Genomic DNA, 13841 nt, shown 5'->3' on the forward strand with positions numbered 1-13841 from the left:
TCGAGATTATTGTTTTATAAAAGAACTTACTGCTTCTTTTACCGCATTACCCGCCATATCGTCTATAGCAGTTCCAACGACAAGAATGTTGACACCCGTATTCCTGAAAGCATTTTGATTGTGTACATTAATGCCGCCTTCCGCCAGCGTTGGAACACGAACCGATCCTACAAGAGCTTTAAGGCGTTCTCTTATAATTTCAGGTATTTCTCCAGCAGCAACTCCCTCATAGCTCATTCCTGTCATCAGGCCTATTAGATCAACTCCGATCTCTTCCATCTCAACTGCGACCCTCGCCACATCTTCCGGAGTTTCTGCCGGGATCCCAAACGAATGCAGATCACTCGGATGTCCTATGTAAGCATCAACTAGGAGACCATAATAATGTGCCTTCTCAACAACTTCCTTCAAATCCTCCATGCTGGTCTTATGAACATGAAGGCCATCTGCACCGGATTCTGACATTAATAAAAAGTCTTCATCTTTAAGAATCGTAGGCATTACCTCTGTGAAACCACCTGGAATACCTACCGTAATATAGATGTTCGGTCCAGCTATCTGTCGAACTCCAGATGTTACTTTTGCCATTTCAGAAATCGGGATTTCATGGCGGATTTGTTCAGCTTTATGCATACTGGTCACGCCTTTATAACCTCTTGCCAAAACAACGGCAGGATGGTTCGGTTCTAAGAGTTTTGCGCCTGCATCGATGGCAGCCTTTGCCATTCTTGCATCATCTCCCGTTATTCCGGTTGACAGCAAAGTTGTTCCCCCGTGTAATTCAATTGCATCGAGCACCTTTTTCCTGGCAATATCCATTTTTCTTTTCATATCTGCTTTAATCATCTTAGTCTTGATCCTCCTCTATTCCAGCCTTAAACGTATTCGTCATTATCTGGATTTCGTAGTCTGAATAAATTTTAATTTAGCCTATTGCGGCTTCCTTATCTTTTTTTGTATCTTTAGCCCTGGCAATTTTATTTGCAACTACTGTAATCACAAAAGCACTTGCCGCAGCTACCAGCATACTCACAATGAATCCGGCCGAGTTATTCGATAAAGCTGGTGCCAGCACTGAAGGTACATAGGCAGTTCCGCGAACACCGAAAAATCCTACAACAGCGCCGGATAAGCATGCGGATACCAGTGCTCCTCCAAATACAATTTTATTTGAGAACATAAAGGGGTATGCGGCTTCCACAAATGTACCAAACACAACATTGATTAGGAATCCCGGAGCTGCCAGCGCCTTCTCATCCTTTGTTCTCGGGTAAATAATATTGGCCAGAGTTATTCCTGCTGAGACCATAACTAATCCACACATATCAATTGCCCCAAGAAAGCTGTTTCCGGTTTTCTCCATCTCAAGCATTACGATAGGAAGAATAGCTGCATGATAAACACCGCCGATAATAGCGGGCCATATTAAAAGTCCCGCAACAGCTCCACATAAAATCGGGCTAAAATCTAAGGCCATATTAATTAATTCACGAATTCCATTACCGGCCATCAATGCCAACGGCCCTATGATAAAGTAGACTAACAGGCCGCCAATCAAACCAGCCAATCCTCCAGCTACAATGTTTGCTGTCGTTGCCGGGAACCTCCATTGTAAACATTTCATTAAAAATATCTGTACAAGAGCTCCGGCAATGATACCACCAATTATTCCGCCAATTAGTCCGCCGCTTACTGACAAAGTTCCTGCTACAACACCTGCAACAATAGCAACCTCGTTCATTCCGGAGACCTGCTTTGAAGCCACTGCCGCTACAATTACAGGCAATGCTGCGATCATAACATCAAAAAGCTTCGTAACAGACTCAGGGGAGCCAGGTATTTTACTAATGAACAGAGTGAGTGCCATTGCAATAAACCCTGGCAGTGAGGCCATTAAGATTCCGCGTAAGCTGATTCTTGATAAAATACTGCCTGACGTATCTATTTCACCGGCATTTCCGATTGCAGCTCTGTATTTAATTCCAAAATGTTTTGATAGTGCTGATATACTTGCTACTGCTCTTATTCTGTTAGTTGTCCCGGTTGTTCCTGAAACTGCGATTACATTTAACCCCTTTGATTGAGCTTTTGCCATCGATGTTCCACCGGTACCTGTTGTTGGAATTTTTGTCTTGATTGCAGCACTAATCGCTTCTTTGTTTGCTCCATCCGGATCGGCGCTAGCTAAAATTAAACCATCGATTTCACCATTCTCAATAAGCTGAGCGATTTTTTTATCTTTTTCAACCGCTGCATGATTAACTTCTTCGAGTGTGCCGGAAAAGACTATACCGAAACTATCTCCGTCCCAGGTCCATAAGTGGGCTTTCGTTGTTGGTTTGACAAAATCCATCGAAGCCTCAGCAGCAATAAACTGAATCGCACCAATTTCCATGCCCGCTGCTCTTATCTGCTGCGCTGTTTCACCGAGTAGGCTTTTGGGATCTTTCCCTCCTAAGGTATACAGGTTACCTCCGCTGCTACCTAAAATGGCAATTTTTTTACTCATTCTGGTTACTCCCTTCAATAATTAATAATTAAAAATTAAGTCCATCATCGTATTTTTAAAATTATATCCCCCCTATGTTTTCTTCTTTTTAGGATTTCACTTTCCAAAGTGACATTTGTTCGTTTTTTTATAATTTTATGTTTCTTTGTTTGGATTTTATGTTATTAACAATCATTAACGATCATGAACGAACATGTTTATTATAATCTTCGATTTCAAACTATGCAACAATTTTTTTCTTTAAGATACCTTTATAATGATTTTCGTTGACAGATCTATGTATGGAGTCTATAATAAATTTAGTAATTTACTAAATTAGTAATTATTAAGGCTGGTGAACGGCTCAAAATATTGGAGGGAATGAAAAATGAAAATACCAACTACGTTAAAGCATAAGCCAGTAATCGTAGCAGAAAACTATGGAAATGTAGACGGCAGATATGCTTATAAAACCGATGTGCAGGGCCTTTCCCTAGGACTGGCGCAATGGAACGACAGGGGAAAGATGGATATTTCCGCAAAGGTTTGGAGATATACCGGTGAAAAATGGTCAAGACAGTCGGAAGAAATGCCGCTTCACAGGGTACTTGACCTTGCCATATTCATCTGCAAGGCAGAACAATATTTCAGGGAAGCTTACCGTTATGAGAAGCTTTATGATCCCGAAAATACGGTGATAGAGCGGGTCGGGCTTCAGGGAGATGCCATGACCGTAAAAGTTTGTACCGAAAATGAGATGATTGATGAGGATATCAAAACGGTGCGCCAAGCGCTGTCCGATGACAGCGAGCTTTTGGGTGAGCGGTTCAGTACCTTGTCAAGGCTGTTAAAGGAGCTTGGATATTAAAATGGGAATCGAAAGAGAACGTAAAAAAGAAATTATCAGCGAATATAAGCAGAAGAAGACCACCGGCGGGGTCTATAAGATCACGAACATGGCGAACGGAAGATATCTGCTGAAAGCGGAGGTCGATCTTCAGTCTTTTCAAAACCGATATAATTTCAATCAGAGAGTGAAAGGCTGCCTGCATCCGAAAATGCAGGGGGACTACAATCAATACGGATCAGAAGTTTTTTCTCTTGAATTTCTGGAAGAAGTTGAAAAGAAAGAAGACGAGAGCAATATGGGATTCAAAGACCGGCTCAAAAGACTGGAAGAAGCCTGGGCCGCCAAATTCGATCCGGATAAAGCCTATTAAAAAAATCTTATAAAATAATAAGTCAGGGGCAAATAAAAAAAGCCCTTGACTTTCCCCTGCGGGGGATCGTTTATACTGAAGCCAAGAGGAAACAAAATGTATAAAATAAGCGATTTTTCAAAGATAACGAGGCTTACTGTAAAAGCATTGCGTTATTATGACGAAGAGAATCTGTTGACACCTTCCTTTCGCGATGAGGAAAACGGGTATCGGTATTACAGTGATGCTGATTTTCAGAAAGCGCAGCTCATTTCGCTGCTGCGTTCCTTAGACTTTACCATTTCAGAGGTGAAGGATGTCCTGTCAGGGTGTGAAGATCCGTCAGACTTATCCTTTTATCTGGAGGAAAAGAAAAGCCGGATTCTGCAAAATATAGAAAGAGAAAAGGAACTTATGGATCACATTGACCTCTATATCAAACCCAGAAACAGGGAGGATAACAGTATGGACTATAAAATTGAAATCAAAACCATTCCGCCGGTGATAGTGGCATCGATCCGTTACAAAGGGAAATACGGGGATACCGGAAAGTATATCGGCAAAATTTACAAGGCCGTAAAGAATCATGCCGCAGGTGCACCTTTCCAATGCTATTATGATGCGGAATATAAAGAAGAAGCGGACATCGAGCTTTGTGTACCCACGAGCAAGCCCGTAGAGCAGCCCGGAATCAATTCCCGGAAGCTGCCTGAGATCAAAGGAATCACAACCTTCCATAAAGGGAGTTATGGCAAGATCAATCTGGCATATAAAGCCTTGTTGGATTACGCCGCTAAAAGCAATCTCCGCTGCACCACCCCTTTCAGAGAGATCTACCATAAAGGGCCCGGTATGATCTTTAAAGGGAATGAAAATAACTATTTGACAGAAATTATCCTTCCCATTGAGGAGGTGTAATGATGACACAGGTGAAAATGGATTATAAAAAGGAATTCCCGGATTTGTATCAGCCCAAAACGGTGCCGGGGATCGTCCTGGTACCGGAAATCAAGTTTATTATGGTAGATGGTAAAGGGAATCCCAATCTTGATGGAGGAGAATATGAGCGGGCAGTGGAGCTGCTGTATGCCCTGTCCTATACCATTAAAATGAGTCCTAAAAGCGGCCGTGAACCCCAGGGATTCTTCGATTATGTAGTTCCTCCTCTGGAAGGGCTTTGGTGGCTGGAAGACCCTGAGGACTTTGACTTTACCCGGAAAGACCGCTTCTGCTGGACCTCCATGATCCGCCAGCCGGAATTTGTATCCGATGAAGTTTTTCAATGGGCCATGGATCAGGTGGCCGGTAAAAAGCCTCATCTGGATACCGCAAAAGCCAGACTGCAGGATTACAAGGAGGGCTTATGCATCCAGATGCTGCATATCGGACCCTACGATGAAGAGCCGAAATCCATCGCTCAAATGGATACCTTTATGAGGGAGCAGGGTTATCGGAGCGCTATTTGTGACATACTGCCTGACGGAACCGTCAAGAGGCATCATGAAATCTATCTGGGAGATCCCAGAAAAACAGCCCCGGCTAAATTGAAAACCATTTTACGCCATCCGGTCAAGGAAGGAAAGTAAAGTAAAGCTGTCTAATAAGAGATCTGAGAAATAAATGGGGAGAGCCCTTGTGAGCAGAGTCAACTTTCGGAATTTATCCTTTTCACCATCTTGTTCGTGGTTTTCAGATAGGAAAGCAAACTGTAGTTTAAACAGTGCTTTCCTTCGCATTTCATGCTCGCTGAAAACCTCACTCACAAAATGAAAAAGGATAGAAATTCCTCAAAATGCTCTGCTCACAAGGGCTCTTCCCACTATTCCTGATCAAATCTCTTTAGACAGCTTTACAACCCGCTTCCTGTTTTGCATGTTTCTGTCGTAAATACGCTTTTCACGACCTCTGTTTTATGTTATTTTTGACTTAGTTAAAAATGAAGTCAAATCAGGGCCTGATGAACAATCCCATTTACTTTGGGGTTGTCCGGCGGCCCGGAATGAACATATTGCGAGGACTCTTCATGTATGATTATTTTATAAAAGCAAGCATCAAGACGGAAGAAGAAGGATTTCACTGGCATGATCTCGTTGAGATTATTTCGGTGCTGTCCGGAAAAATGACTCTTACTTTAAACAATCAAAACTATGCCTTGGCCGAAGGTGATATCGTTGTTCTGAATTGTGATGATGTCCATCGGATTGAGAGTAAAAGCTTTAATCTGATCTATGCCTGCTGTCATATCAATATTTATGCCTTTGATGATTTGCTTCCAAACATCAGCAATGTCAAATTCAAGTGCGGGACTGAAGAAATGCCGGGGAAAGAAAAGGAAGCTGCGGCTCAAATCCGGGAAAAGATCAATCGAATCGTCCTTGAATTCACCAAGCTGGAAAAGGGATATGAAAACAGAGCAGTCTATTATGCCGCCGATTTGCTGACCTTATTAAAGAGCAAATTCAGCACATCTGTCAAATGTTTGGAAAAATTCGGAGCTGCTGCTCTGAAGGCAGGAAATTCTGAGAAGGTTGAGGATACTTCAAAAATTTATCAATACCTTTACGATCACTACAAGAAGAAACTAACGCTGAAAGAAGTGGCGCATTTTGCCAATCTCAGTGAAACAGTTCTTTCCCAAACCATAAAAGCAGACACGGGGATGACCTTTGAAGATCTGGTAAACCAGATCCGCATAGAATACGCTATTAATCTGCTTCTTTCCACCGACAAAAGCCAGTCGGACATTTCCGAGCTTTGCGGCTTTTCATCTACTCACAATTTTTATACGACTTTTCGGAAGCTGTATGGCTGCACCCCAAGCGAATACAGGAAAAGAAATAAAATATGTTTCGAGAGCCAGGTTCAGAAAGCAGCCTACCTGCACAAAATGGGTGTCTTAAAAATGAAATAGAAGATGTGAGGAGCGCGAATATGGATGATAAATTTATCAGCATTGCTTATAAAATAGTTAAAAATATGTTCCAGGTCATCAGAAATGCAGACACAACGGTGGTTTTCACAGATACCACAGGTAAAATTATTCAGGTTTGGACGAATGTTTCGGCAAAGCCGGAATATGTCCTGAACCTGAAACCAGGAGATCAAATTTCTTTTCAGGATACTGTCGGCCAGGCCATAGGCCAGTCCATCAAGCAGGATATGTTTGTAGAGTTGATAGCAGAAAAGAAAGCCCTGAACAAAATTGTGAGCATTCATCATATTGCCGAGCCTGTCCATAACGCCTACAATTCCGTAGTAGGCTCTCTTGCCATTTTCTGCCCAGATTTGGGAGATCAGATCGATTCCATAAGAGGAATTTTTAAAATTACGCTTTCGGCCCTGGAAGGACAGCTGAAGGCATTGGAGTTTCAAACTGATTATGACAGAGTTTACAATCAACTGTTAGGTACTATGGAGACCATTCCTATCGGTACCATCGTTACGGACCATAACATGACGATCATCCACGTCAATGATGCAACTCAAAAAATATTCGGCGAGGATATCAAAAACATAGTCGGCAAAAAAGTGGACGCTTACCTGCACACCAACGGATTCTTTCAAAAGATGCTGGATCAGAGAATTACAATGCTGGATGAAGAAATGGTTTTTCATATGCCGGATGGTGACGTTACCTGCGAAGTGATCGTATCCCTGGTGAAAGGGAAGGAAAATGAAAATATACAGGGGCTCGTCATAAAACTGAAAAATTCCAAATACATGTGGAAATTCAAAAAAAGCAAGGATGACAATAAGGCCCATTTTTATTTCGAGGATATCGTGGGAGCCTCTCCCACGATCAAGGAAGCGATCCGTCTTGCCAAAATAGCGGCGAGAAGCACCTCCAACGTGTTGATTTTAGGTGAAAGCGGAACCGGCAAGGAATTGTTCGCACAATCCATACATAATCACAGCAGCCGCAGAGAAGGGCCTTTTGTCGCCATAAACTGCGGAGCAATGCCGGGCGGCCTCGTTGAAAGCGAGCTCTTCGGGTACGAAGGCGGCGCTTTTACAGGAGCCCGGAAGGAAGGCCAGCCGGGCAAATTCGAACAGGCCAACGGAGGAACCTTGTTTCTGGATGAAATCGGCGATATGCCCATCAATGAGCAGATCAGCCTGCTTCGAGTACTTCAAAACAAAGAAGTGGTCAGGGTAGGGGGCAACAGGATCATTAAAATCAATGTCAGGATCATTGCGGCCACAAACCGGGATATCGAGAAAGAAGTACAGGAGAACAGATTCCGGAAGGATTTGTTTTATCGTCTGAACGTCTTCTCCATAAGCATCCCGCCCCTCAATGAAAGAAAAGAAGATTTGATTCAGCTCACAGAGCTCTTCATCAAGAAATACAACGTCATGTTAAACAAAGAGGTAACAGGGATTCATCCCATTGCCAGGAAGGCTTTAATGTACCATAACTGGTCCGGAAATATCCGGGAGCTGGAAAATGTAATTGAGAGAGCGGTGAATGTTACAAGGAAAAATGAGCTTATGATCGAGGATCTGCCTTCAAGCTTTCAACAGTTTCTAACGGAAGAAACCGTTGTAAAATCAAAATCGGAAGAAAAGCTCACTACGCATCAGGAACTGGAAAAAATAGCAATCCTCCAAGAATTAAAGAAAAGCAGGGGAAATATCAGCAAAGCAGCTCAAATGCTGGGAATTGGAAGGAGAACGTTATATCGGAGACTTGAGGCTTATGAAATTGACAATTACCTTTACAAGAGAAAAGAATAAAGGAATTTTGATACACGAAGGGGGTGATGGCACATATGTGCGCGTTAGGGGGCTGATTTTGTAAGGAATATTGCTTGCGAGCACATATGTGCATGTGGCTAAGCCAATTTGGCACAAAAAAAGAAGTATGCTTGTTAATGAACAAGCATTTTTTTATTGGAATGAATGGGATATAGGGTTTATCCAAGTTTGGCATAGAAATTGCTCTATATATTTGTCAATTGGATGTAACTTGTCTTACCTAGGTGGTTACAAAATCTACAAAATTACGAGGAGGTAATTATGTTGAAAAAGATTTTCACCCTATTTCTGTTATTTGTATTTTCGATATCTGCCCTGGCCGGTTGCGGCGGTAGTACGCCCTCAAACGGCAACGAATCAAACGATAAGCCTGCAGGAGAAGTTGTTGCGATGACATTTAACCATGCTTTTACAGAGCAGGATTCCAGAGGAAAGACTTATCAATTTTTTGCTGATAAAGTAAAAGAACTATCGGATGGAACCATTGATATTCAAGTATATCCAACAGAAGGACTGGTAAAAAACCAGGAGGCTTTAAAAGCGGTAATGACGAATACCGTTGATATGGCGGCTTGTCCTACATCTTTAAATTCCAATGAAGCAAAGGCACTGGCGCCTTTGGATGTTCCCGGACTTTTCAATCCGAGAAAATGGAGAGAGGCCAACGAAGCTATTACTCCCATCATGAATGAAATACTGGCTGAATATAAGCAGCGGTATCTGTTTGCTACCGATGAGGGAGAAACAATTTTCTACATAAACAATAAAAATGCAAGAGAAGTACATTCGCCTGCGGATATAAAAGGCCTGAGAATCCGGGATCATGGCATGTGGATCGGAAAAACTTTAGAAGCCTGGGGCGCTTCTCCTATGACAGTTGTTCCTGCTGACGTAGCAGTTGCCTTTGACAGAGGTACCGTGGACGGCGGTTATACAGGCTGGCCTTTTGTCTATAACTTTAAATTGTTTGAATCAGCACCGAATATCAGTGTGCTTGGTCTTTCAAATTCCACTTGGCAATATGTATCCATCTCTGATGCTGCCTGGCAGAAGCTGAGCAAGGAACAGCAGGAAATCATGCTGGAAGCGGCAGAATTGGCTATGGATTATAACGAGGGTCTGATGGAAGACTATGAAGCTTCCTTCTACGAAGCAGTAGAATCCGTTGGAGGCACCGTTTATCGATGTACCGACGAGGAACGTGCAGTCTTTATGGAAGCCAGTAAGGGACTGTATGAGGAGGTAGCCGCATATTCCGGAGAAAAAGGTGTGAAACTGATGGAAACCCTCCGGGCATTGCCTTGGTAATATAAGGAGAAACAATCGATGCTTTTGAAGAAATTCACCACCATACTGGGATATGTCAGCGGGTTTATGATATTTTTGACCGGGGTTATCATGCTATATGATGTATTTGCAAGATACTTCCTCGGATCACCCTCCGTCTGGGCCCAGTCTATCTCTCAATACCTGATATTGGCTGCTGCCTTCTTTGGAACCTCTTATTGCCTGCAAAGCGGAGGCCATGTCCATGTGGAAATTTTGGTAGACAGGGTTCGGCCCTTGCCCAGAAGGATTCTTTTTACCCTTGGATATCTATTTGCTCTGATTTTCGCGGCAGCCTTGCTGAAATCTTGTTGGGAGTATGCCGTTATGGCGTATCAATTTGCCTGGGATGCCCAGGGAAATCTGCCCCTGCCCTCTGTGATTCTGTATGGAATTATGGTATTCGGCAGTGTTATGCTGATCCTGACATTGCTTGCCAGAGTGGTTGAGATCTGGAGGAAAGGGGAAGAAAAGGAGGCTGAAAAATAAGATGCTTTGGATGACAGGGTTGATATTTTTGATACTAATACTCATTTTATTTATCGGCACCCCTATTTCTTTGGGTCTGGGTTTCCTGGGAATGGCTGGCATCATGCTTTTTCTGAATCCGAATCTGCTCTCCCAGCTCTGCCTGATAACTTACACCCAGGCAACCAGTGTTACGACACTGATGATTCCGTTGTTTATACTCATGGCGGAATTGCTGGCAAACTCGGGGGTAGCCTCTGATATGTTTGATACCATCGCAAGAAAGCTGAAGATGCTGCCGGGTAATTTGGCCATCAGCAGTATTGTGGCCAGCGCTATTTTTTCCGCCGTATGCGGATCCGCACCTGCTACAGCCGCTACCATCGGAACCATCAGCATTCCGTCTATGATTCAAAAAGGATACGATGCCAAATTTGCCGCGGGCTTGCAGGCGGCAGGAGGAACCCTTGGTATCCTGATACCGCCCTCCATTACCTTCATCATGTTCGGCATTATAACGGAAACTTCCATAGTAGAGCTATTCATGGCAGGTATCATACCGGGCATTTTCCTGGCAGGTTTATTGATTCTTTACGTTTTGATAAGAATAAAACTGGATCCCAGGGCTATTGATCCGACAAAAATAAAACAGCAAGAGCCGGGAATTATCGATGAAAGAAAAGAAAGAAGGCATGATTTGGTTTCGGTTCTGCCGATTCTGGTATTGATTATAGTTGTTCTCGGGCTTTTGTATACGGGAATCGTGACGGCAACGGAATCGGCAGCCGTCGGCTCTATTGGCGCATTTCTCTTAGTAGTCTGCCGCAGAAGACTATCCCTGGACTGCATGAGAATGACACTGCTCAATACGACAAAAAACAGCTGTATGATCCTTTTCCTGATGTTCGGCGGCCTTGTATTTGCTTTCTTTCTCAGTGCCTACGGACTGCCTCAGGAATTGGCCGGATATGTAATTGCTGTCAGCCCTAACCGTTGGATTACCTATATTGTTGTGATGATCGTGCTGCTGATCCTGGGATGTTTCCTGGAGCCTGTAGGAATTTTAATGATAACCATGCCCTTTATATTTCCCACACTGACCGCAATGGACTTTGATCCCATCTGGCTGGGGGTAACGGTAACCATAGCATGCTGTATCGGCATGATAACGCCGCCGGTAGGAATGAATCTTTTTGTTCTCAAAGGGGCTGTCCCCGAATTGACTTTGGAAACCGTCATCAAGGGTGCGGTACCCATGGTTTTAATCTTGTTGGCCGGATTGGTGATACTGACCGTATTCCCGGGAATTTCAACCTGGCTGCCGTCAACGATGTAGTTTAAGATAAGGAGAATTTATATGTTACATAAAATTGGACTGGAAGAACATTTTGCAATCCCTGAAACCCTGGGCTGTTCGGAAAAATACTTTCCGAAGGAGGTATGGCCTAAATTTTCAAAGCACATCCTGGATCTCATGGAAATCCGCATCAATCAAATGGACGAAAACGGCATGGAAATGATGATTTTATCGCTGAATTCCCCTGCCATTCAGGCTATTTACGACAGAAAAGAAGCCGTGGAAGTTGCCAAAAAAGCCAATGATATTATGGCAGAAGCCATCGCGAAAAACCCGAAACGGTTTCGTGGATTTGCGGCATTGCCGATGCAGGATCCGGATGCTGCCATCATGGAGCTCCATCGCTCCGTGAAGGAACTGGGTTGTGTGGGTGTGCTGGTGAATGGTTATTCTCAAATTGATTCTCAGGATGAGTATAAATATCTTGATGATCCCATTTATCGTCCATTTTGGGCCGAAGTGGAAAAATTGGACGTTCCCTTTTATATGCACCCAAGAGAACCAATGCCTTGCAACTCTAAGATGCTGGCCGGACATCCCTGGCTCGATGGTGCAGCCTGGTCCTTTGGGGTTGAAACCGCTACTCATACGCTCAGACTCATGTGCAGTGGTATCTTTGACGAATTTCCAAATTTAAAATACATCCTGGGACACCTGGGAGAGACACTGCCGTTTTGTATCTGGCGTACGGCAAATAGAATCCGAAAAGAAAATCGCGGAATTCCGGCAAAACGTGCCTTGCCTGAATATATGGAACAAAATATGTGGCTAACCACCAGCGGACAGTTCCGAACAGCGGCTCTCTGGAACACCATCATGGAGTTCGGAGCGGATCGCATTCTGTTCGCAACAGACTTCCCCTTTGAAGAAGTGAAAGATGCCTGCGTCTGGTTTGACAACTGCTCCATTAGTGAAAATGACAGAGTAAAAATAGGACGGGATAATATTATAAAATTGTTCAATTTAACTTGAACTTGGCCGGTTCACGATCGATGACGCAGTATTCTTCTTCCGGTATAAAGCAGCATGATGATCATTCCGAAGGAAGCCATCACAGACAGGACGCCGTAGGAGGTCCGGATGTCGGCAATATCTGCAAGACGGCCCATGAGAACGGGGGAGGCCGCACCGCCGAAGCCAGAGCCGGCCAGCATAATGCCTGCGACTCTTCCGGAGTGATTGGGAAACTCGTTCGTTGCAAGACAGGTGATAGAAGGCCATATAGGACCGTAAAAAAGACCCAGCAGAAAGCAGCAGGCAAGGGCTTGTATGGGCTGGGTTGCCGTGGTGAGCAGATAAAGGAAAATGGCCGCACCGCCGAAGCCTACAAGCAGAAACAGCTGCTGATGTCTGCAGAATATTCCTGCAAGGAACCTTGCAGGAATCATGGCCAGCCAGAACAACGATACGGAAAATGAGGATTGGGCCGAAGCATTCAATTCATCGGTAAACATAAGATCCAGAAAAAAGGCCAATCCGTTTTCCATTCCTACGTAAATCAGGATCGATAAAAATAGACAGAGAAAAGCAGGAGAACAGAGAATGGACTGCCATGGCGGCTCTTTTCTCCCGGATCCAAGAGCAGGATGATACTGTCTGCTTGAGCGATTCACAAATTTGGTCATAAAGAGCGGAAACAGCAAAATAAAATATCCGCCTCCCGCAATGGAGAAGACGATTCTCCAGTCAAAGCCCCATTCTCCCATCGTATAATGAGTAACCAGCGGGCCTAAAACGGCACCGATACTGAAAAGGCATTGAGACATATGGATGGGCTCTGCCGATTCTTTTCCGTAAGCATCTGCCAGGGCAGCAATGGTAGCACTTTGACAAAGGCTGTAGCCGAAACCAACGAGAAAGATGCCGATAAACAGTACGATGAGGGACAGGGTGTTTGTGATGATAAAGCACCCGATCACAAATACGAAGGCAAAAAATATCACAACCGGTTTTTTTCCGATTCGGTCTCCAAGTCCTCCAAACAACAGGGGGCCCATCATTATGGCAGCAGACTCCACAGAAACGAAACTCCCCATTGCGGTATTGTTCAGTTGAAATTCTTGTGCAATTTCAAGCAAAATAAATTGAAAGCCTCCTGCTTCAAATCCTAGAAAAAAAGAGAGAAGGTAGGAAAGAGGCTCCAATAATTCGGTTGATGTATGAATTTTTAATCTCAAAATAGAAACGCTCCTTCAGTAAACCGGGCTGATAATTTGGGCTTACGGAATTACTTTATGAGCGTTCT

The 13841-nt window shown here is 43.8% G+C and carries 13 protein-coding genes; 10 read left to right on the forward strand and 3 right to left on the reverse strand.

From position 1 onward, the window contains the following. Positions 1–6: 6 nt before the first annotated feature. Together KCX82_RS14630 and KCX82_RS14635 are read right to left on the reverse strand one after the other, a co-directional pair. A complete protein-coding gene (locus KCX82_RS14630) occupies positions 7–846 on the reverse strand; it encodes a beta/alpha barrel domain-containing protein (RefSeq protein WP_227019232.1) in 840 nt (279 codons plus the stop codon). Positions 847–925: 79 nt separating this feature from the next. Next, positions 926–2509: a PTS sugar transporter gene (locus KCX82_RS14635; RefSeq protein ID WP_227019233.1), complete on the reverse strand. Its 1584-nt coding sequence runs from the start codon at positions 2507–2509 to the stop codon at positions 926–928. A 367-nt stretch (positions 2510–2876) separates the two neighbouring features. Between KCX82_RS14635 and KCX82_RS14640 the strand changes: the two genes are divergently transcribed. The 10 genes from KCX82_RS14640 (at position 2877) to KCX82_RS14685 (ending at position 12568) form a co-directional block, all read left to right on the forward strand. Continuing rightward, positions 2877–3356, forward strand: a complete 480-nt coding sequence (locus tag KCX82_RS14640) for a DUF6530 family protein (RefSeq protein WP_227019234.1) — start codon at positions 2877–2879, stop codon at positions 3354–3356. A 1-nt stretch (position 3357) separates the two neighbouring features. Then, positions 3358–3708, forward strand: coding sequence for a GIY-YIG nuclease family protein (locus KCX82_RS14645; protein ID WP_227019235.1), 351 nt, complete (start codon positions 3358–3360; stop codon positions 3706–3708). Positions 3709–3804: 96 nt separating this feature from the next. Next, on the forward strand, positions 3805–4605 hold the full coding sequence (locus tag KCX82_RS14650; protein ID WP_227019236.1) for a MerR family transcriptional regulator: 801 nt from the start codon (positions 3805–3807) through the stop codon (positions 4603–4605). Between the two features lie 2 nt (positions 4606–4607). Beyond that, positions 4608–5273 carry a GyrI-like domain-containing protein gene (locus tag KCX82_RS14655; RefSeq protein ID WP_227019237.1) on the forward strand — a complete coding sequence of 222 codons (666 nt, stop codon included), beginning with the start codon at positions 4608–4610 and terminating at the stop codon, positions 5271–5273. A 413-nt stretch (positions 5274–5686) separates the two neighbouring features. Next, positions 5687–6598 (forward strand): AraC family transcriptional regulator, encoded by a 912-nt coding sequence (locus KCX82_RS14660; RefSeq protein WP_227019238.1) that lies wholly within the window; start codon positions 5687–5689, stop codon positions 6596–6598. A 20-nt stretch (positions 6599–6618) separates the two neighbouring features. Beyond that, positions 6619–8424 carry a sigma-54 interaction domain-containing protein gene (locus KCX82_RS14665; RefSeq protein WP_227019239.1) on the forward strand — a complete coding sequence of 602 codons (1806 nt, stop codon included), beginning with the start codon at positions 6619–6621 and terminating at the stop codon, positions 8422–8424. A 282-nt stretch (positions 8425–8706) separates the two neighbouring features. Further along, on the forward strand, positions 8707–9753 hold the full coding sequence (locus KCX82_RS14670) for a TRAP transporter substrate-binding protein (protein WP_227019240.1): 1047 nt from the start codon (positions 8707–8709) through the stop codon (positions 9751–9753). A gap of 18 nt (positions 9754–9771) precedes the next feature. Continuing rightward, the gene (locus KCX82_RS14675) at positions 9772–10260 is read left to right on the forward strand and encodes a TRAP transporter small permease (protein WP_227019241.1); all 489 of its coding nucleotides are present in this window, start codon (positions 9772–9774) and stop codon (positions 10258–10260) included. Position 10261: 1 nt separating this feature from the next. After that, positions 10262–11575 (forward strand): TRAP transporter large permease, encoded by a 1314-nt coding sequence (locus tag KCX82_RS14680; protein WP_227019242.1) that lies wholly within the window; start codon positions 10262–10264, stop codon positions 11573–11575. Positions 11576–11596: 21 nt separating this feature from the next. Next, positions 11597–12568, forward strand: a complete 972-nt coding sequence (locus KCX82_RS14685) for an amidohydrolase family protein (RefSeq protein WP_227019243.1) — start codon at positions 11597–11599, stop codon at positions 12566–12568. 11 nt (positions 12569–12579) lie between these two features. Here KCX82_RS14685 and KCX82_RS14690 read toward each other — a convergent pair whose 3' ends face one another. After that, on the reverse strand, positions 12580–13773 hold the full coding sequence (locus KCX82_RS14690; protein ID WP_227019244.1) for an MFS transporter: 1194 nt from the start codon (positions 13771–13773) through the stop codon (positions 12580–12582). Positions 13774–13841: the final 68 nt, after the last annotated feature.

This window comes from Sinanaerobacter chloroacetimidivorans, assembly GCF_018128545.1.
GTDB classification, from domain to species: domain Bacteria; phylum Bacillota; class Clostridia; order Peptostreptococcales; family Anaerovoracaceae; genus Sinanaerobacter; species Sinanaerobacter chloroacetimidivorans.

Bases quoted from the DNA above. Each gene is read 5' to 3' on its own strand.
- KCX82_RS14630 (WP_227019232.1), bottom strand. From the start codon at position 846: ATGATTAAAGCAGATATGAAAAGAAAAATGGATATTGCCAGGAAAAAG.
- KCX82_RS14635 (WP_227019233.1), bottom strand. From the start codon at position 2,509: ATGAGTAAAAAAATTGCCATTTTAGGTAGCAGCGGAGGTAACCTGTAT.
- KCX82_RS14640 (WP_227019234.1), top strand. From the start codon at position 2,877: ATGAAAATACCAACTACGTTAAAGCATAAGCCAGTAATCGTAGCAGAA.
- KCX82_RS14645 (WP_227019235.1), top strand. From the start codon at position 3,358: ATGGGAATCGAAAGAGAACGTAAAAAAGAAATTATCAGCGAATATAAG.
- KCX82_RS14650 (WP_227019236.1), top strand. From the start codon at position 3,805: ATGTATAAAATAAGCGATTTTTCAAAGATAACGAGGCTTACTGTAAAA.
- KCX82_RS14655 (WP_227019237.1), top strand. From the start codon at position 4,608: ATGACACAGGTGAAAATGGATTATAAAAAGGAATTCCCGGATTTGTAT.
- KCX82_RS14660 (WP_227019238.1), top strand. From the start codon at position 5,687: ATGAACATATTGCGAGGACTCTTCATGTATGATTATTTTATAAAAGCA.
- KCX82_RS14665 (WP_227019239.1), top strand. From the start codon at position 6,619: ATGGATGATAAATTTATCAGCATTGCTTATAAAATAGTTAAAAATATG.
- KCX82_RS14670 (WP_227019240.1), top strand. From the start codon at position 8,707: ATGTTGAAAAAGATTTTCACCCTATTTCTGTTATTTGTATTTTCGATA.
- KCX82_RS14675 (WP_227019241.1), top strand. From the start codon at position 9,772: ATGCTTTTGAAGAAATTCACCACCATACTGGGATATGTCAGCGGGTTT.
- KCX82_RS14680 (WP_227019242.1), top strand. From the start codon at position 10,262: ATGCTTTGGATGACAGGGTTGATATTTTTGATACTAATACTCATTTTA.
- KCX82_RS14685 (WP_227019243.1), top strand. From the start codon at position 11,597: ATGTTACATAAAATTGGACTGGAAGAACATTTTGCAATCCCTGAAACC.